Origin of the sequence: Acetobacter sp. (assembly GCF_047723915.1) — a bacterium.
Taxonomy (GTDB): Bacteria; Pseudomonadota; Alphaproteobacteria; order Acetobacterales; family Acetobacteraceae; genus Acetobacter.
Genome location: NZ_JBDOBQ010000014.1, coordinates 1 through 17,528, shown reverse-complemented (window position 1 = coordinate 17,528; position 17,528 = coordinate 1). Strand labels below are relative to the sequence as shown.

The 17,528-nt window shown below is 43.7% G+C and carries 16 protein-coding genes and 1 tRNA gene; 13 read left to right on the top strand and 4 right to left on the bottom strand.

The window, feature by feature from the left end; all coding sequences use genetic code 11:
* Window positions 1-63 precede the first annotated feature (63 nt).
* Window positions 64-149 (top strand) — tRNA-Leu (locus ABF990_RS09045).
* A gap of 95 nt (window positions 150-244) precedes the next feature.
* Complete coding sequence (locus ABF990_RS09040) at window positions 245-1,846, top strand: DUF6538 domain-containing protein (protein ID WP_415506565.1); 1,602 nt, start codon at window positions 245-247, stop codon at window positions 1,844-1,846.
* Between the two features lie 48 nt (window positions 1,847-1,894).
* Here ABF990_RS09040 and ABF990_RS09035 read toward each other — a convergent pair whose 3' ends face one another.
* Complete coding sequence (locus ABF990_RS09035) at window positions 1,895-3,436, bottom strand: P-loop ATPase, Sll1717 family (protein WP_415506564.1); 1,542 nt, start codon at window positions 3,434-3,436, stop codon at window positions 1,895-1,897.
* 144 nt (window positions 3,437-3,580) lie between these two features.
* A complete protein-coding gene (locus ABF990_RS09030) occupies window positions 3,581-4,153 on the bottom strand; it encodes a recombinase family protein (protein ID WP_048854559.1) in 573 nt (190 codons plus the stop codon).
* Window positions 4,154-4,364: 211 nt separating this feature from the next.
* Between ABF990_RS09030 and ABF990_RS09025 the strand changes: the two genes are divergently transcribed.
* On the top strand, window positions 4,365-5,129 hold the full coding sequence (locus tag ABF990_RS09025) for a DUF4755 domain-containing protein (RefSeq protein ID WP_415496659.1): 765 nt from the start codon (window positions 4,365-4,367) through the stop codon (window positions 5,127-5,129).
* A 15-nt stretch (window positions 5,130-5,144) separates the two neighbouring features.
* Here the strand turns inward: ABF990_RS09025 and ABF990_RS09020 are convergent, their stop codons facing one another.
* A complete protein-coding gene (locus tag ABF990_RS09020; RefSeq protein ID WP_415496660.1) occupies window positions 5,145-5,498 on the bottom strand; it encodes a hypothetical protein in 354 nt (117 codons plus the stop codon).
* Between the two features lie 508 nt (window positions 5,499-6,006).
* Between ABF990_RS09020 and ABF990_RS09015 the strand changes: the two genes are divergently transcribed.
* Window positions 6,007-7,368 carry a hypothetical protein gene (locus tag ABF990_RS09015; protein WP_415496661.1) on the top strand — a complete coding sequence of 454 codons (1,362 nt, stop codon included), beginning with the start codon at window positions 6,007-6,009 and terminating at the stop codon, window positions 7,366-7,368.
* An 818-nt stretch (window positions 7,369-8,186) separates the two neighbouring features.
* On the top strand, window positions 8,187-9,308 hold the full coding sequence (locus ABF990_RS09010) for a hypothetical protein (protein WP_415496662.1): 1,122 nt from the start codon (window positions 8,187-8,189) through the stop codon (window positions 9,306-9,308).
* Window positions 9,309-9,344: 36 nt separating this feature from the next.
* Here the strand turns inward: ABF990_RS09010 and ABF990_RS09005 are convergent, their stop codons facing one another.
* Window positions 9,345-9,995 carry a hypothetical protein gene (locus ABF990_RS09005; RefSeq protein WP_395582538.1) on the bottom strand — a complete coding sequence of 217 codons (651 nt, stop codon included), beginning with the start codon at window positions 9,993-9,995 and terminating at the stop codon, window positions 9,345-9,347.
* A gap of 422 nt (window positions 9,996-10,417) precedes the next feature.
* Between ABF990_RS09005 and ABF990_RS09000 the strand changes: the two genes are divergently transcribed.
* The 8 genes from ABF990_RS09000 to ABF990_RS08965 all read left to right on the top strand — a co-directional run bounded on the left by ABF990_RS09000 (window position 10,418) and on the right by ABF990_RS08965 (window position 17,479).
* Window positions 10,418-10,837, top strand: coding sequence for a hypothetical protein (locus ABF990_RS09000; RefSeq protein WP_415506563.1), 420 nt, complete (start codon window positions 10,418-10,420; stop codon window positions 10,835-10,837).
* 314 nt (window positions 10,838-11,151) lie between these two features.
* Entirely contained in the window at window positions 11,152-11,553 is a 402-nt protein-coding gene (locus ABF990_RS08995) for a hypothetical protein (protein ID WP_415506562.1), read from the top strand.
* A complete protein-coding gene (locus ABF990_RS08990; RefSeq protein ID WP_415506561.1) occupies window positions 11,550-13,310 on the top strand; it encodes a hypothetical protein in 1,761 nt (586 codons plus the stop codon). Before ABF990_RS08995 ends, ABF990_RS08990 begins: the two co-directional genes overlap by 4 nt.
* Window positions 13,311-13,602: 292 nt before the next feature.
* The gene (locus tag ABF990_RS08985) at window positions 13,603-14,148 is read left to right on the top strand and encodes a hypothetical protein (protein ID WP_415506560.1); all 546 of its coding nucleotides are present in this window, start codon (window positions 13,603-13,605) and stop codon (window positions 14,146-14,148) included.
* The gene (locus ABF990_RS08980) at window positions 14,145-14,771 is read left to right on the top strand and encodes a recombinase family protein (RefSeq protein ID WP_415506559.1); all 627 of its coding nucleotides are present in this window, start codon (window positions 14,145-14,147) and stop codon (window positions 14,769-14,771) included. The genes ABF990_RS08985 and ABF990_RS08980 overlap by 4 nt, the downstream gene beginning before the upstream one ends.
* 222 nt (window positions 14,772-14,993) lie before the next feature.
* Window positions 14,994-16,601: a DUF6538 domain-containing protein gene (locus tag ABF990_RS08975; RefSeq protein WP_415506558.1), complete on the top strand. Its 1,608-nt coding sequence runs from the start codon at window positions 14,994-14,996 to the stop codon at window positions 16,599-16,601.
* A 164-nt stretch (window positions 16,602-16,765) separates the two neighbouring features.
* Window positions 16,766-17,143, top strand: a complete 378-nt coding sequence (locus tag ABF990_RS08970; protein WP_415506557.1) for a plasmid mobilization protein — start codon at window positions 16,766-16,768, stop codon at window positions 17,141-17,143.
* A 21-nt stretch (window positions 17,144-17,164) separates the two neighbouring features.
* Window positions 17,165-17,479 carry a hypothetical protein gene (locus ABF990_RS08965; protein WP_415506556.1) on the top strand — a complete coding sequence of 105 codons (315 nt, stop codon included), beginning with the start codon at window positions 17,165-17,167 and terminating at the stop codon, window positions 17,477-17,479.
* The last annotated feature ends 49 nt before the right edge of the window (window positions 17,480-17,528 follow it).

Sequence of the window (17,528 nt, the reverse complement as noted above, 5' to 3'; positions counted from 1 at the left end):
ACCTCCAAAGCGTTGCTACAAGCACCTCACTGACGCGGCATGGCAAATACACCCCCAGCCTGCGCGAACTTGGCGGAATGGTAGACGCAGGAGACTTAAAATCTCCAGCCCGTACGGGCGTGCGGGTTCGAGTCCCGCAGTTCGCACCACTCATAACATATTGATTTAATTGACTTTTATGGTCTTTCCATAACCATAAAAGCCGAACCTTCTACAATCGGCTTCTACAAAATGAGCCGTCTGTATGTTGATTCGTCTCCAATCCGGGTATCATTTCCGCAGAGCCGTTCCTTCACATATCCGTGATATTGTAGGCAAAAAGGAGCTATGGCTCTCTCTTGGGACTAACAAACGCGAGGTTGCCAAACCATATGCGTGTGCAGTTTTCGCAGAGACCGAAAGGCTGTTCCGTTCCGTAATGCACCTCAAAACAGAACTCAGCGAAAACGAAAATTTTATCAGGAATGAACTGCCCGAAGACGCGCAGGAACTTTTTGACCTGCTTATTCAGGACTACCAGCACAGGATTGCATCCTTACAGGCGCAATACGACCATCAGAAGCTCAGACATTCCATGGAAAGTCTGGAACAGGTGGAAAAGCTGGAGAAAGCCAGAAATCTGACTGGCAGAAGTGTGCATCTGCTGGAACGCACCGTTACAGACCTGAAAAAGGCCAAAGCCAGCCTTCCAGCCCTGACGGATATCCAGAGCCAGATTAAGGACATGAAAGCCTTTCTGGCTCCGAAGGAAAAACCTTCTCCTCTGTTTTCAGAAGCTATTAAAATTTTCCTGGAAAGCAAGGACACCACAGTCAAATCCACTGTGGTCAAATCCTACGAACGCACCTTCAAACGCTTTCTGGAGGTCTGTGGGGATAAACCCATGCGAGATTATACCGGGGCAGATGTTGGGCATTTCAAAGCCCTGATGGAACAGCTACCGGAAAGTTATGGCAAACAGCGCAATGACACCCGGACAGTTCAGGAATTTGTGGCAGATGCGAAGAAACGCAAACTGGCCCGTATTTCCGGGAAATCAGTCAAAAACTATTTCACCAAGCTTTCGGGACTTTGGAAGCATTTCCTTCTGCGTGACCTTGTGGATCGCAATGTGTTCACAGGTGGCTGGCAGTTTGACACCAAGTCCAAAACCAATCGTGTGCGCTGGAGTGATAACGACTTAAAGGCCATTGCTGGTCAGCCTTGGCAGTTTGGCACCATCAGCCACAAGACAGCGTCCATGATTGTGGGGATTGCCTCTTACACAGGAATGCGACTGGAAGAAATCTGTCGTTTAAGACCACAGGACATTCAGGAGATTCAAGGTATTCCCTGCATTCTGGTGCAGGATCACCCTGCCCTGAAAGGCAAACCCTGGACAGAATGGAGTGCGAAGACTGAAGCCGGGAAACGTGTCGTTCCCATCTGCACGGCCTTACAGGAAGCCGGATTGCTGGACCTTGCACAAAGAGCCACGAACCAGAAACGTCACTATCTGTTCCATGACATTGATTTTAAGGGGCAGGACAACAAGCGTTCTGCACACTTCCAAAGGGACTTCAGCAAGTTCAAATCACGTCTGGGCATCGGCAGGAGCGTGGTGTTCCATTCTTTCAGGCATAACGTGTCTACCAAACTCAGGAACATTCATGAGCATGGCGAGGGTGGCTTACGTGAATCCTGGATTGATGACTTTCTGGGGCATGAAAGCCACGACAAGTCAGTCGGAAGCACTGTCTATTTTGATGATGTGGATATTGTGAACCTCAAAAGGGTTGCGGAAAGCGTGAAATATCCTGAGTTTTGGGATGCCGGAAGTTTGTTTTCAATGAAAAGTAATGGATAGAAAAACATGCTTATCTTTCAAGAAATATTAAGAAAGATAAGCAAGAAATTACACTGCTTGCAATACCTTTCTGACAGACTGATGCAAAACGAATCTCTCTTCAATTATAGGATCAATATTACCCCTATATGACCAATATGCTCTATAGTTTTCATAACCAGAATCAGAATTTACAGTAAACTGATTACCAATCATTCCAATTCTATACAAAGATTTTATTATATATTCTGCTGAAATTTGATTGTGTTTCCTTTTTGAATACAAAACTCTCTTCTGCAACTCCTCATAATCAAAAGCGAAATCATGCCCTCTAAAGAGAGACAATATCCACTCTCTCTCTTTATTATCAAAGAATGCTGACATTTCCTCTGTAAACTCTTGGAGCATGAATCGTCCAAAACTCTCTTCGGAATCAAGAAAGTGACTTTCCTCAAATTTACAGTCATCATCCTCAATAACCTCTAGAGCCGCAGCAAGCCGTAAAAGGACACCTCGCGGACGATGCAAGCCCAAATCCAAAAGGTAACTTTTTATTTCTTTTCCTTCGACTGCTTCCGGAAAATATGTTGCCCAAGGATGATATGAATGACGCGCCTCTAACATCACCTCAGAATATTTAATTTTATTTTCAAATATTGTTATAATTTTTTGCTTTGCCTCAGATTTATTATACCAACTTATTTTAACACCAAATGCATCTATTATTTTTTCCACCTCTTGGTTGTTTGCATGTAAGGAATTTAATATTTCAGTTCTCAAGCTTGCCAAGATACATATATTAGCATCACATTTTGAAAATAAAGTGTTAATATAGTAAATAGCAAATATTAGATCACGAATTAATCTTCTATCACGTTCTCCATCATCATCACTACTCATAAAAAACTCTAATTCGTCAAAATATAGCCTTACACGAGTAGTATTTCTGAAAATTATTTCTTGGGTGAATTGCTTTACAATTCTCAATACATCCAGAAAATCAAGATTCGCATTTGCGTCCTTTTGTCGTGCCTCTATTTCAGCACCGATTTCTGACTTGAAGTCACCATGCGCAAATCCAAAATTAATTTTTCCTTTTACTGAATTAATATGAAAATTATCAAATATAGTATTTATTCTATTTGTTTTTATATTTAGTATTTTCTGAATATCATGGAATATATTATGCCCAGATATAATATCTTCTCTTTTTATTAGAGAAAATATGTTTTTTAGTAAATACCACTCCCAAACTGATTTATAATCAGATTCGGTTTTTATCTTTTTTTGATCTTCAACTACTACCCAGCCTACCATTTTATCCAAGCGATCTCTATCTTCTTTCCTTATTTCAGATTTAAATAAAATAATTCGATGACTAGAATTTTGTTCTTTTCTCATAAGATGCCAAAGAAGAGTCGTTTTACCACTCCCTTTTGGTCCCAGTACAAAATACCTAGAGCCCGACTCTAATTCAGCTATACGCACTCTTGGAGGCACAACAAAAGAATTATCAAGTATAGATAAATCATCCTTATCTTGCTTCATAAACTCATGAAGTGCGTCGCGTTCCCCAAAATGAATATTTAACAGCTTAATAGGTAGGGCCATTACAAAAACTCCCAGTATCTCCAAATTTAACCTAAATTTCTATATAACATTACCATTTGTCAATCTGTATCAAAACCCCACGTTTCCGGGACATGGCAGAAAAGCTCTGGCTGTCATGTCTGGATTTCATATCAGAACTGCGGTTTATGATACAGCCTGAGCGGGATTCATGGCTCTCCAGGCTGTCATGCGTGAGGTATTCAGGATACGGGCGACCTCACTGACAGACTTCCCTTCCTCCCTGAGCCTCTGGGCGTGTGTTCTCTGATGTTTGGTCAGGGAACTCTTTCTCCCGAGATGCACACCATTGGCCCTGGCTGACTCCAGACCAGCTATACAGCGTTCCCTTATAATCTCCCTCTCAAACTCCGCAAAGCCAGCCAGAAGGGTCAGAAACAGCCTTCCCGATGGTTTGGCCGTATCAACCCCAAGATTGAGAATACGCACGCTTATGGCTTTTTCATGAAGCGTATCAATCAAAGACAGGACATCCACTGCATTACGGCCAAGCCTGTCCAGTTTCACCACTGTCAGCGTATCCCCCTTCCTCAGAGCCTTGAGCAGTCCTGAGAGCACAGGTCTCCGGTTCGCCAGCACACTCCCTGAAATTTTCTCTGTCCTGATTGTGTGGGAAGTCAGACCATAACGCACCAGTTCCTTGATTTGTGGGTCATTGGTCTGGTCATCAGTTGATACGCGGGCATAGCCATAATCCATGTTATTTCTCCATCAATAATTACTCCATTGGTGATACAGATTTACGATACAGAAGTTTCATCAATAAAAATGCACTTATTCTACAATATCAGAAATATGTGTTTCTGGTATACTATATTGAAAGAATTTTTTACATGATGGAGACTTGCGTGACGTTTAACAGGCTCAAAAAGATGTGCTGTTCCCTGTCCTCTGACATGGGAATTTTGTCATGATTGTTATTGAAAAAATCTCGGATGGAATCAATATCAAACAGGCAACAGACAAGCATATTCTTGTGACTATTTGCATTAAAATGCCTATTTTTGCTTCCCTGATCATAGCTTTTTTCATTCACCGTTCTTCCGAAGATTATCGGGGGATACCTGCACATTCTTACCTGTATGATTTGTTTTATACCTTATGGTTTATGTATGGTTTTTTCTTTGTATCTCTACCACTATTTTATTTTTTCCGTATGTTTTATATAATTTCTTACGGGGGCAAGAGAGCACACAACAGATTACTCCCCTTGAGTGAGAGTGAGTATTCAAGAATTAAAAAATACCTCGCCGAAAAATATCAAAAACCCCTGATTTATTTTGATATGCAACCGCTTAATTCGAACACTGTTAAGCACAGTTGGTCAAAAGTCATTGGCTACCCCAACTTCATTGCGTTCAATGGACGAGACTTCTTCATGACCGACAATATAGGTCGCATGGTCAAGTTTAACTGGGATGACGTTCGCCAGTGGAGTAACGGCACACAAACAGGTGGAATGTTATATGGTGGAACCCAATCCGATCAGATTAGCAATGCATTTGCTAATATCCAACAGAGAATAGAAAATGCAGAAGCCAGTGGTTTCTTTGTGACCATCAAGGATGTCAATCAACCTAAATGGCAGTTCACGACTACAAATGAAGCTCTCCAAAACAAATGGATGGAAATCTTCCGTCAGGTCAAAGACGGAACCCTGAAACTCCAGGCCTGAATGAATTCACATCAGTCAGACACCTCCCATTTCCTGTCTGGCTGATGTTCCTTTTCTGACGGAGGATATGCACTTCCTGACCAGCATGGTGGCTTGCTTCTTCATGCGCTCAGGAGGTTCAATCCCCATACCTTGAAGACGTTCCAGCAAAGCCAGAACAGCAGAGGCATCCTCTGCACTGACAGCAGGTTTCCCATTGGAAGCCACCAAGGCTTTCCCTGCGTTTCTGTCCTGTTTGATTTTTTCGAGAATAGCCAATGTCAGCCACTCTCCGGCTTTCATGCCCTGCTTCTGGCTCTGTGTAATGACAGCTTGCCGGACATCAGCAGAAATTCCCCTGATGCCCCATGTTTTCGTAGTGTCTTCCATATGTTTCCTTCCCTGTTGAACAGACCTGTCCAACCAGTATGACAGCAAAACAAGCAAGGAAGACTGGATATTGCAAAGAATGGTTCAACAACCAGTTTAACAAAAGATGCTCTGAAATCCGGACAACAAAAAAGCCAGACTTGTGAGAATCTGGCTTCCATAACACAGATGGGGAACTAATCTATCCAAACTACTGTTTTGTGTAAGTTCATCATGCACAATCTTGGGTATTTTGTCAAGTAAAAATACATATTTATCAATTTTATGATGTGTATATAACTACAGTTTATATTTTACTTGCATAAATTAACATTTCATGCTTTAATAATGGAAAAAGCCAGATGCAAGAAACATCTGACTTTAACAAATGCGATGGAGACGAAACCACCGAGAGCAAAACAAGCACTGTTTTTATGAATTGATTATGTAGTATTTAAATGAATTAGTCAAGTAAAAAAATGTAGTTCTCGTGATTTTTTCTTCATCCTGATTAAAGGAGAAGAATTTTATGGGATTAGCATTTAAAAAACCTGAAGTAGCCCTCGACAGATATCCATACGATTGGAGAATGAAAAGGTTCATGCCTTACAATGCCAATCTGTTTTTCATCATGGGTCAGAAATTAAAACAGCCTGATGCAAAAGGCAGAACATGGTGGGATAAACCTTACCATATCTCGGAATACGAAACCGTTTTTGACATGGCCCAGGACATTGAAGATTCCTATATCTCCATGAACTGGTTTTACAAATGCAGTCGCAGGGGCGAGTTTGTCGCGGTTTTTGACCATATCTGCATCGATCTTGATTGCTACAAATATGAAACCAACCCCACCATTCAATATCATGACCTTGGGGAGAATTATGAAATCCTGCTCAAGTTCTGTGATGACAACAATATCCCCCGTCCCTCCAATATCCTCAGTTCTGGCAGAGGGATTTATCTGCATTATACGTTTGAATGTCCTGTTCCAGCACGATGCAAGGGACGCTTTCAGGCCACCCACAGAGAACTGTTAAGAAAATTCATCCCATGGGGAGCAGACCAGGCAACCTATGATTTTTCACGTGTCTTTCGTCTTCCTGGGAGTGTGAACTCCCATCATCCAAGGCGTCATCGATGCGAGTTCCTTGATTACAGAGGTCAGTTCTATGACTTCTCGAATCTGTGCGACATGGTTCTTCCAAAGAAATACGAGGATTACAAAAAACAGAAGATAGCCAGACAGGAGAGACGTGAAAAAGCCAGAGTTGAATATCTGGCTCGCAGGAAAACCAATGCGCTTGTTCCTGACGAACGTGGAGCCCAGGGTTTCAAGGGATGGGCCTCATGGGCCAAGAAAGGACTGTGTGACCTGAAAACGCTTGGCTTCCTGCGCTACAGGGGACCAGTTCGCAAAGGGGAATGTGATATTTTCTGCCATGAAGCGGGCATCCTGCTGGCTCAGATATCCAATCCTGACAATCTTCCCTCCAATCTGGAACAATGGGCTGAAGGCGTGATTGATGAGGGATATATTGCCAAACATATGCACAACGCCATGCAGACCCTCTACAAGAAAGCCGGTCAGGACTATTCAGCCAAAAAACGACACAAGGGCTACACGACTGGCACAAAGACCATCATTCAGAAATTAGGCATTTCCCGCGAGGAAATGAAACATCTGAGCGTTCTCATTGACCATGAGGAAAGATTGTTCAGAAAACGCACAAAACGTCATGAACAGGGAAATGTGGAAAGACCAACCAGTCAGGGACAAAGCAGAGAAGCATGGCTTGCGGACAATAATCTGTCAGTCTCCAAACCATGGGAAGCCCTGAACATTTCCAGAGCAACTTATTACAGAATGAAAAAATCAGGAGTTTTGTAAGGTTCTGGTTTTGTTTTTGACGTGAGACAGGTGTGGACGGATAACTATGGATTATGAAATCCACCCAACATTCTTTTTTTTCTTTATTTCTTTTGGTTCTTTTCTTTTTCCATATCACTTTCAGATGAATCAAGCTCATTTTTTCTGTTTCTTGTGATTCACTCTATCAGGTTCGTTCCATATCCCCCGTAAAGCTCCATAATTGACCCGTGGAGAGAGTTTTTACCCGACAGGGGAAGATTATACCCTTCGTTCCTGTTGCGTGTCTCTGTGTGGCTTATTTCGCGTTTTATCTGATTCACCAGATTCATCTGGAAAACCTGTTTCTGGTTTCAAAGGTCACTACAGATTTTTTTATTTTGTAGTGAACTTCCGGTTTCCTCCATAAATGAACCGTAGAAGCATGGTTTTCCCGTGAAGGCTATAATCTTCCCTGAAAGTCTGTTCTGTTTCTCTCCGTGGCTTATTGCTCGTTGAAACAGCATGTCCGATGCTTTCCCATCCGGGTTATTCCTGCAAACCTGTTTTCGAATGATATCCAGGGTATTTTGTCTATTTCTGATTTTTTCAACACATAGTCGCACAGGTTTCCTGTTGAACCTTGCTGTGTTTTTTCTCTTATCAGTCAACAGAAAATCCTGTTGACCATTTCATGCAAAACACACCACTGAAACAACAAACAAACTCGTTGATTATCCCCATTAATATTATAACTATTTGATATATTTATTTATATAAATACATATAAATATTGCAATACCTATAAATATAGTTTATAAATAACGTATATTTAAGGAGTTATTGAATGGAGTAATATTATGATAAATTACAGCACTGTTTTTTCCCTGTTATCTGAAGGCATCAGAATCCCGGATAATCGTTCCTGTCCTTTGGCTGGACGTTACCTGCGTTGTTTCTCTTCTGCGCGTGAAGTCGGATATAGTAGCAGTTTCTACATTCGTGATTTTGTCATGGTGAATGCCCCAAGAACGGCTGTTGTCAATAAACTGGTAGAGTTGGGACGTGACATTCTTTGGATGTTTCCTGAGTTCATAGAGGTTCCTGATACAGTTCAGGATAGAACTGCCTACAGACGCACAGTGCTGGAACAACTGGTTGAACCTTATCTTCAGCCTTTCATCATCAAAAAAGGCATGGATTTTACCTATGACAGGATGCTGATGCCCGCATTGGGTGATTGTCGTAAATCGTTTTCACAGGTTCAGAAAGCCACTCTCAGAGCCATATGGGAAGGGTTGAAACCCGCAGAGATTTCCATGTTGTGGTGGAACAATGATTTTTCCCGTCTCATGACCAGTCTGGACACTGACAAGGCGTTGAAAGCCCTGTTGAGACAGATAGAAAGACCCGGAAAACTGGCTCAGTGTCCCATGTCAGAAAGGAAGAAAATTCACGCAAAAACGCATCTGGTGCTGAACGTGGAAACAACAGGTCAGGGACCCCATGACCAGGTGCTTCAGATTACGATTACAGACCATAAGGGGCAACTGGTGCTTAATCGTTTCTGCAAGCCTTCTGTGGCGATTGCAAAGGGAGCCAGCAACTACCATCACATGACCAAAGACGTGCTCCAGTATGGTGCGAGTATGGATAATAACAAGGTCTCCACATGGCCGGAGATTTACCCTGAGATTGTCAGTCTGCTTGAAGGAAGAACCATCAGGGCTTACAGGGTGGATTTTGACAGCTACATGATCAAAAGTAGCTGTAGAGCCTTTAATCTTGATACGGCCTGGATGGAAACCTGTCAGTGGAAAGACATGAACCTGTTCCTGAACTCTGCTACCCGTATTGGCAGGGAGTTAGCCGGAGAACTGGTTGCAAAGTATGAAAAAGCCACTGATGAACCGGCTCAGATTATTCCTTTTCCGGCTCACCGTTGGCAACAGTTTTCAGAGGAAAACATTATTAATTTTTAAAACATTAAAATTTACATAATGCCAGTCATATAATTTTTATGTCGTTGATTGTCTAAGTATATCTACTAATTTCTCTGCCTGCTTCTGATAAGAGTGACAAATATCATTAAAAGATATAAAATTATTAAATATTATATAAACTGATTCTATCATTTTTATAGAATCCTGATAAAATTCATCAAGATCGTTAAGGGTATGTTCATACGTCAACAAACCATCTGGTCCAGCATGAGCAATAAATTCATTCCTAATCCCCTCAAACTCTTTATATAAATTTTTTCTCTCTCCATTAGTATATTTATCATATTTTCTTATAAAAAAATCGATGTTTATCCTATATTTTTCTATTATGTTATCATTTTTATATATCTGAGAAACATGCAAAAGAAATGTATTGGGCTTGATTAATGTATATATCCGAGAAAATACGACGTTCTCTTTACCTCTCGTTCTTTTATCCCAGAGTTTAAAAAGTGACATCCATGTATTGATAATTAATGAATACTGAATGTTATTATATGCATGAAGAGCACTGCTTCTGTCAAAAACTGACTGAAAAAACATACTGCTTTTCTGCAACACCTTGTATGTCTCCCAGCTTTTCATTGCATCGTTAATTGTTCTCGCAAAAACAGAAAGCTCCTTATTACGGATTTTTTCTATTTCAATATCAATTTGATTAATCATCAAAGATATCCAGTGATGGAAAATTATTTATAGTTTCTAAGCTGACAATGACAGCCATCAAAATGGGTGACTCTCTCACTCACAGCAGAATCACGAAGGGGATCAAGCAGTTCAGACAGAGCAGACATCAGGATACGCACCTTGAATGGGTCAGACAAATGTTTATCCAGCCACTATAGCTTCTGGCGCGACGATGAAAAGTCGTCTCTCGGGATAGGCTGATGAACCATATTCTGGTGGCTCTCTCGTGTTGAGTATCCTGCAAACAACAGCATGACACATCACCATGCAATCCTGTTGATTATATAATATCAAATAATAGAATTAATATATTTGAAATTATTCCTGATATTTATTTATAATTATATTTGAACGTCACGTTCATAAAATGTTGACTATTTATTTTATAAGGAGATTTTACCATGCAATTTCGATTATTAGAGAACAAAGCCAGACCCAAATGGGAAATCAGTCGTTGGACCTACAGCCCTGAAAAGAAGCGAGCCATCAAGGAAACCCTTGGCTCTTTCCCCTGCCGTTATTCCATGGTTTCAAGTGCCATTCTGGATAAATGCACCACGCAGGAAAAGGCTGAGGTTCTGGAATGGTGGCGTGTCACCAGTGAAGCCGTGAACAGGGAACGTGTCAGAAGACAGATTACAACCCTTCCTTCCATCTTCCAGGACCTTGGCACCTTACTGGACGTTATCCAGGATAGTCCTGAAGACCTGGCAGAACTCAAAAACCATGCTTATGCGTTGAAAGAGGCTGTCAGCAAGGTTGTTCGCAAGAAGTCACGCCAACAGAAAAATCAGGAAGCAGTCAACAGCGTTCCCGCTTGACCTTTCCTTATGTTTTCTCTTTCATAGTCAACAGTGTTTAATGTTGACTGTTTCCCTATTTTTATAATGTTTCATCAACACACAATGCTGTTTAAGTTTCCAGACAAGAAACACATTTTATAAAAATCACCTGCATTATACCTGTAAAATACCTTTTTTCCTTATTGTCTGTTTTCTTATCTTGTTTGCCATCTCCTTTGTTATCTTTTGAATATAGCCAGCCATACCAGTATCCGCTTCGCGTCTTCTGGTAGCTGGCAAGGAGGAAAATGCTTTTCCCCCGTTGACCCCCATTTAAGCAGGAGACCCATTGCATGAGTGAAAAAAGAAAACTGAAAAAATCATTACTGGTTCGTCTGGATGATGAGCAATATGCGTGCATCATAAACCATGCCAGACAACGTGACATCACAGCCAACAGTCTGGTCCGTGAGTGTCTGGCTGGTGCTCTTTATCCCTCTGATACATATCAGAGGATCAAGCCAGTCAAAGCCTATAGTCCACGCACACCACCCAAGCCGGAATACATCAAGGAACTTTACAGGCTCAGGGAAAGCACGGCTGAACTGTGTGGAGCATTGGTTCAGTATGCCATCAAATCACGTCAGGATGGTCATGTCATGGCGCATGAGGAGGCCGAGAAACTTATTCCTGATGTGCGTCAGGCTGTGCTCAATCTTGATACCCTACGTAGAAAGCTTGAGAGACATGGATGATTGGAGGAGCCACCCGAGGCAAGGGAGGGTCTAACCTCTGGCGTCATCTCCGCGATGACAAAAAGCAGAATGATGCGACCTTTGCAGGGGCGTCACGTGGTCTGGTTCAGCAGGGCATTACAGACCAGATTAAAGAGCTTACGAACATTGGACGCTATGCCAGCCACTCCAAACCTCTCTACCATGTTCACGCTGACCCTGCGAAGGACTGGACGGCTCAGGAATGGGAAGCCTACTGGCAGGATTACGAGAAAGAATTTTCTCTGACAAAACAGCCCTTCTCTGAATCCATCCATGTCAAACATGGCAGGGAACACAGACACAGGGTTTATTCCCTGCTCCTTCCATCCGGCTCCTGTCTTCGCATGGATCATGACCATGCCAGACGCGAGAAAATCAACAGACTGGCAGAACTTCGCACAGGGGAAGCCATAACACCGGGTGCCCATAATCGTTCGGTCATCAAGGCTCTGGAAGCAGAAGGGAAAACAGCCCAAGCACAACGTTTAAGAGATGCAGGTCTTTGGGAAATTCAGAAGCCTCAAGCCCGATTAAAGCCCCAGGAACGTGCTCAACAGGAACGCACCCATATTGATAAGGCTGGTCTTGCCCGTCTTGTTCTGACTGGCTGTAAAAAATACAAACCCGAATTACTCATGGCAAAACTGGCACAATTTAACTGTCGTATCTGTATGGGCGAGAAAGGTCCTGTTGTGATTGACCAGTCAGGTAACGTTCATGCCTTTAACAGGCTGGTCAATCTTGGCTCAAAAGCCAGTGGACATAAACGTCCTCTGAAAATGACCATGGAACAAGCCAGAACCTACTTTAATCATATTAATTTACCCCTCTATTCAAATGCAAAAAAGGAGAAAAATCATGAAGGAAAACGAACAGAAAAACAGAATCACTCTTTATCAACAGACCTATCAGGAAGCCTCTGGAGCCAACAGCACAGCAAAGGAAATCCTGGGCTTACTGGCAGAAGTGGGAGACAAACCCTCACCCATCGACCAGATACAGCAGTTGCTCGAAACCATCGCACAGCAACAGGTTCAAATCCTGTCATCACAGGGGAAAATTTTGCAAAGGCTATCAGCACTGGAAAGCTGAACAGAGGCGTCACCCACGTTGCCAGTCTATCCCATATTATTCTGATTACTCCGGATTATATCAAGGACATAAAAGCACGATTGAAACAGACAAAACAGGAAGACTGGTATTTTTATCGCAGAGCCTATCAGAACCTTAAAGACCAGCAATACTGGCTTGACCAATGCACCAACAGCATTGACAGCAACATTCTGCTTTTGTTGGTGGAACTGTTCCTAAGCCTGTTTTTTGGTGGGTCTGTGACTATCAGAAACAAGCCTTATCCCATTGCCATGAATTTTGGACTTCCTGCTCCCATCAGTGATGCGACATGGAACATGATGAGTGATGATCAGCAGGAAAATATCCTGTTTCAGAGCTTCCTTTTATACAGGGCATCCTACAGGAATCATCAGAAGTTACATGCCCAACAGAACAGGATTCCTGTTACGTTTGAGTATTTTCTGAACCTGCATGGAAAGGATGTTTTGACACAGATGGTTTCCAAAAATACGGACTATCTGAAAAACAAATTCATCGACTGGCAGAACAGAAAGATGGACGCGGAAAATGCGAAAATTCTTCAGGAAACAAATAACGCCATGACATGGGTGAAACAGAATAATTCAGAGGTTGAAAGCCATGAGAATATTTTAAAAATCTAGGCACCATACGCACGCCGGAGATTTTACAAATCTCCTGTTCCCCTGCTTTGTGCGTGACAAGTCAGAAACAGAGTTTCTTCCTTGTGAGAGAGTGCCAAAAATTAAAAAGACATGATTACTGGAAATAAATCTATTTTATTTAAAATAATTAAATAAATACTGCTTCAAAAACTTGACTTTTTGAATACATAACCCTTATCATATAAATACAAAGGGAAAATCGTATTCAATATTGTATATTCAAAAGTATTTTAGAAAATAATCCCTGATTAACAATTTAAGGAGATATTTTATGAGTGAAATTACATTCCGCACTAAAAACCTGACCGTCCATCATATTTTTTCACCTGTTGAGGGATTTGATGACATCGCACCAGGATATGTCAAAGACTTTAGGACATTCCTGCAATCATCCAAAATTACAAAAACAATGCAGGAAGCCTATATTTCCGCATTGCGTGAATTCCCGGTATATTCCGAAAGCAACAAGCTTGAAGGCACGATAGAAGACCAAGCCTATAAATTATTGGATTTATATCATTCTGATGCCATCCAGAATATTCTGGACGTGCTCGCTCCACAGCTTATTGAAAAATATGGCGAAGACCAGTTATCCGTTTTCATAGTGGCTTTTCTGGAAAGCGTTTTAAGGGACATTGAAATCATAAAGGGGGATGGCAAAAATCGCATGTCCTATTTCAATCTTGACCTTGATTGTGGCTGTGCTTCTGTCCTGAAGAGCTACTTTGCTGATGATTATGCATTGGGAGATTATCTGGCCCGCTATTTCCTTGCGGACAGAGTGACAGCCCTGCATGTCTTTGGCGGTGTGCAATGATTTATGGATATGCACGTGTCAGCACCAGAGATCAGTCGACTGATATGCAGGTCAGTCGATTGCTGGAAGCCGGGATTCCAAAAGAAAGAATTTTCATGGATATCATTTCCGGTGCAACAGAAGACAGGCCACAGTTAAACAGTTTGCTGTCTCTGTTAAACAAGGGGGATGTTCTGACTGTCTGGAAGGTGGACAGGCTTGGAAGAAGGACAGCCCATCTCGCACGATTGCTGGAAGAATTTGATCAGAAAGGGATAACAGTCAGAAGTCTGACAGAGGGTGTGGATACGTCAGACAGGTCAAGCCGTGTCAGTTATCTGTTGATGTCTGTCATTGCCCAGAATGAACGCGAGACGATTAATGAGCGCATTAGAAGTGGCATAGACCATGCTCAGAAATATGGAACAAAAACAGGTCGTCCCATAGGCAGACCCAAAGCCAGTTCTGCAAAAGTGCAACATGCTCTTGATCTTTTAGCATCAGGGAAAAGTTACAGACATGCCTCTTCCATTGCTGGTGTGTCTTTAGCCACATTGGTCAGGCGTGTTCAGTCCATGCAACAGAAAAACCAGTTTACACGCCAGACCAGTATTTTTGAGACACTGAAGCAGGAAGCCTCCTGACAGAAAGGTCTTGATTTTCTACGAAGGTCTTCTACAATTTCCTTCACGTCAGGATTATAAAAGTCTTTAATATCAGTATGTTATTTAGGAGACTGCGGGATTCTTGACTTTCGAGTCCCGCAGTTCGCACCACTAACCACTTGAAATATAACAGTAAAATGAGAATTTGACGGGTCTGCGGGATTTTCCCGTTTGTCTTCCCAGAACGGGAAAATCCCGCAGATGCTCCGCCTTATCGGGTCTCATTACCATTTCCGCCGTGCTGTGCCCGTTGCCGTTCAGGCCAGACTGGGCCGAACCGAAATTTCTCTCTCCTTGCAGACTCAGAGTAAGCTGGTGGCCCGTGAACGGGCAGCAGCCCTTTACGCCCGAACCGGCGCACTTTTTGAGAAGGCAAAGACGATGGAGACTGACCTGTCACGCGAGGAACTGATTGCTCTCCTGACCGAACAGGGCAAAATCATCGCGGAACAGGAAGAACTCCTCACCCTTGCCGATGATGCCTTCCGGGCCGAAAAACGCGCCCTGCAAGCCGATCACGCCATGACCCTGATGGATCAGGCGCAGAAGGAAGGCGCTTTCATCTCTTTCGCCACAGATTCACTCAAGGCACTGGAAGCCCGGCTTCAGAGCATGATGCAGAAAGTCTTTACGGACAGAGCCGTGAGCAAAAAAGAAAAGGACATGTTGCGCGAGCAGATCAAGAGCCTCTCCACCCTGATTGTCGATCTGGGCAAACATCGCTCCGCTGGTTCGACAGATGCACCAGCCGGAAGCGCGATTGAAGATGAACAGCCCAAAGCCCGCAAACCAACCTCTCCACCTCTGTCTATCATGGCAGAAAAGTTTGTCTTTGGAGACAAAGACAAGAGCGAAGATACCAGAAAATCTACACGCAAAACCGTGGACCTCTTTATTGAAGCCTTCGGGGACATGCCGGTGAAACAGATCACGGGCACGGTTGCTGGGGAATTTTTCGACCTGCTCTCTGATCTCCCGGCAACACACGGCAAAGGAGGAACCGGCCTCCCCATCCGTGAAGCCGTTGCGCAAGCCCGCGAACGTGGGCAGGAAACCGTCAGCGGGAAGACTGTGAAAAACCATTTCTCCCGTCTGTCCGCTCTATGGATGCATCTTGTGCAACGAGAAATGGCTGACCGGAATCCGTGGGCTGGTTGGGACTTCAACATCACAAAGAAGATCGTACGGCGAGGCTGGACAGATGATGAGCTGACACTGCTTGCCCACACGCCATGGAATGGCACATCGGTTTCCCGAGCCACATGGGCGGGGATCATCAACGTTGGCATGTTCACGGGAATGCGTCTGGGCGAAATCTGCAATCTGAGAAAGCAGGATATAGACGTTATTGAAGGGGTTCCGTGCTTTCATGTCCGCCCGCACCCCGAGGACAACTGGTCTCCCAAAACATCAGCGGGCACACGGATCATTCCCATTCACTCGCACCTGCTCACCATGGAAGGGCTCGACCTGCTCAGGGATACCGGGGAGCACTACCTGTTTCCTGACCTCACGGTTTCATCGACAGGTGAGCGTGGAGACAATTTTGCTCGGGCTTTTTCGAAGCACAAAAAGCGCATTGGCATCCCCGAAGATGTGACGTTTCATTCCTTCCGCCATACCGTTTCCACCCGTTTGCGCAATCAGGAAGCTCATATCAGAGGGTTGTGGATCGACACTGTTCTGGGACATGAAGCATCCCACAAATCTCAAGGAACCATGAACTACACAAGCGGAATTGACGTTGCCAATCTTCAGCAAGTTATTGAAGCCCTGACCTATCCGCCCAAGTGCATTATGCCTTTCTGAAAGCCTTATGGTGACAGTCTCTTTCGTATAAAAAGAAAGTTCGGAAATCAGGTATCTGAATAGGTTACCCTTACAGGGAGCCAGCAGTATTGAATGGCTACCCATTCAACATCTGACAAGGGGGAATACTTCCCCCGTTGACCCCCTTTAAGGAGAACCTTGTTATGCCGATTACCCGAACTTCCCGCCTCTCTGTCAGAGCCAGTCCTTCTGAATTAGCACGCTGGAATAGCGTTGCCCGCCACCTCGGTCACGCCACCACCGCCCATTGGATCAGGGCACTCCTGACGACCTCTGAACTGGCTGGCGACGATGGCCAGCAGGTCGGCTCAGAACTTCGCAGTCTGCGTCATGCCCTCTCACGCATTGGCAACAATCTGAATCAGTTGGCCCACTCCGCTCATTGTGGTGACCATATCCACTACGGGGAAACACTCATCGAACTTGAGGACAGACTGCATCAGATTGACGGACTTCTGGTACAATCACGAAGCCGCCCACCCCGGCGCAGGTGCGCCCGGTCTGCCAAGACACTTCATTGAAAGCTGTCCGGGTCGTGAGCCATGATTATTCAGGAGAGTCGGATCAGGACAAAAAGCGGTGCCGACGCCATTGCCCGACATGTTCTCCATGGCCCAAAAAATGAAGCCATAAGAATCATGATCGGGTCAGACTGGTTGCTTCATGATGCTATGCGAGAAGCAAAACGGGAAAAACTAACTTACGGTCTGCGTCACATCGCGTTCAATCCCGATGAACCCATGACAGACGCCCAACTGAAAGAGTTTGCCAGAAGGATTTGTCACGAATTCCATGGAGACCCGGAGCACATGACTCTGGTCATCCATCAGAAGGATGGCAGCACTCATGGCCACTGACGTGCCCCCCTTTTTGTATCCACTCAAAAGGAGAGTTCCCGTTTTTTAT

What these genes read in the sequence shown, in the direction of transcription:
- ABF990_RS09040 (WP_415506565.1), top strand. Translation starts at nt 245, where the DNA reads ATGTTGATTCGTCTCCAATCCGGGTATCATTTCCGCAGAGCCGTTCCT.
- ABF990_RS09035 (WP_415506564.1), bottom strand. Translation starts at nt 3,436, where the DNA reads ATGGCCCTACCTATTAAGCTGTTAAATATTCATTTTGGGGAACGCGAC.
- ABF990_RS09030 (WP_048854559.1), bottom strand. Translation starts at nt 4,153, where the DNA reads ATGGATTATGGCTATGCCCGCGTATCAACTGATGACCAGACCAATGAC.
- ABF990_RS09025 (WP_415496659.1), top strand. Translation starts at nt 4,365, where the DNA reads ATGATTGTTATTGAAAAAATCTCGGATGGAATCAATATCAAACAGGCA.
- ABF990_RS09020 (WP_415496660.1), bottom strand. Translation starts at nt 5,498, where the DNA reads ATGGAAGACACTACGAAAACATGGGGCATCAGGGGAATTTCTGCTGAT.
- ABF990_RS09015 (WP_415496661.1), top strand. Translation starts at nt 6,007, where the DNA reads ATGGGATTAGCATTTAAAAAACCTGAAGTAGCCCTCGACAGATATCCA.
- ABF990_RS09010 (WP_415496662.1), top strand. Translation starts at nt 8,187, where the DNA reads ATGATAAATTACAGCACTGTTTTTTCCCTGTTATCTGAAGGCATCAGA.
- ABF990_RS09005 (WP_395582538.1), bottom strand. Translation starts at nt 9,995, where the DNA reads ATGATTAATCAAATTGATATTGAAATAGAAAAAATCCGTAATAAGGAG.
- ABF990_RS09000 (WP_415506563.1), top strand. Translation starts at nt 10,418, where the DNA reads ATGCAATTTCGATTATTAGAGAACAAAGCCAGACCCAAATGGGAAATC.
- ABF990_RS08995 (WP_415506562.1), top strand. Translation starts at nt 11,152, where the DNA reads ATGAGTGAAAAAAGAAAACTGAAAAAATCATTACTGGTTCGTCTGGAT.
- ABF990_RS08990 (WP_415506561.1), top strand. Translation starts at nt 11,550, where the DNA reads ATGATTGGAGGAGCCACCCGAGGCAAGGGAGGGTCTAACCTCTGGCGT.
- ABF990_RS08985 (WP_415506560.1), top strand. Translation starts at nt 13,603, where the DNA reads ATGAGTGAAATTACATTCCGCACTAAAAACCTGACCGTCCATCATATT.
- ABF990_RS08980 (WP_415506559.1), top strand. Translation starts at nt 14,145, where the DNA reads ATGATTTATGGATATGCACGTGTCAGCACCAGAGATCAGTCGACTGAT.
- ABF990_RS08975 (WP_415506558.1), top strand. Translation starts at nt 14,994, where the DNA reads ATGCTCCGCCTTATCGGGTCTCATTACCATTTCCGCCGTGCTGTGCCC.
- ABF990_RS08970 (WP_415506557.1), top strand. Translation starts at nt 16,766, where the DNA reads ATGCCGATTACCCGAACTTCCCGCCTCTCTGTCAGAGCCAGTCCTTCT.
- ABF990_RS08965 (WP_415506556.1), top strand. Translation starts at nt 17,165, where the DNA reads ATGATTATTCAGGAGAGTCGGATCAGGACAAAAAGCGGTGCCGACGCC.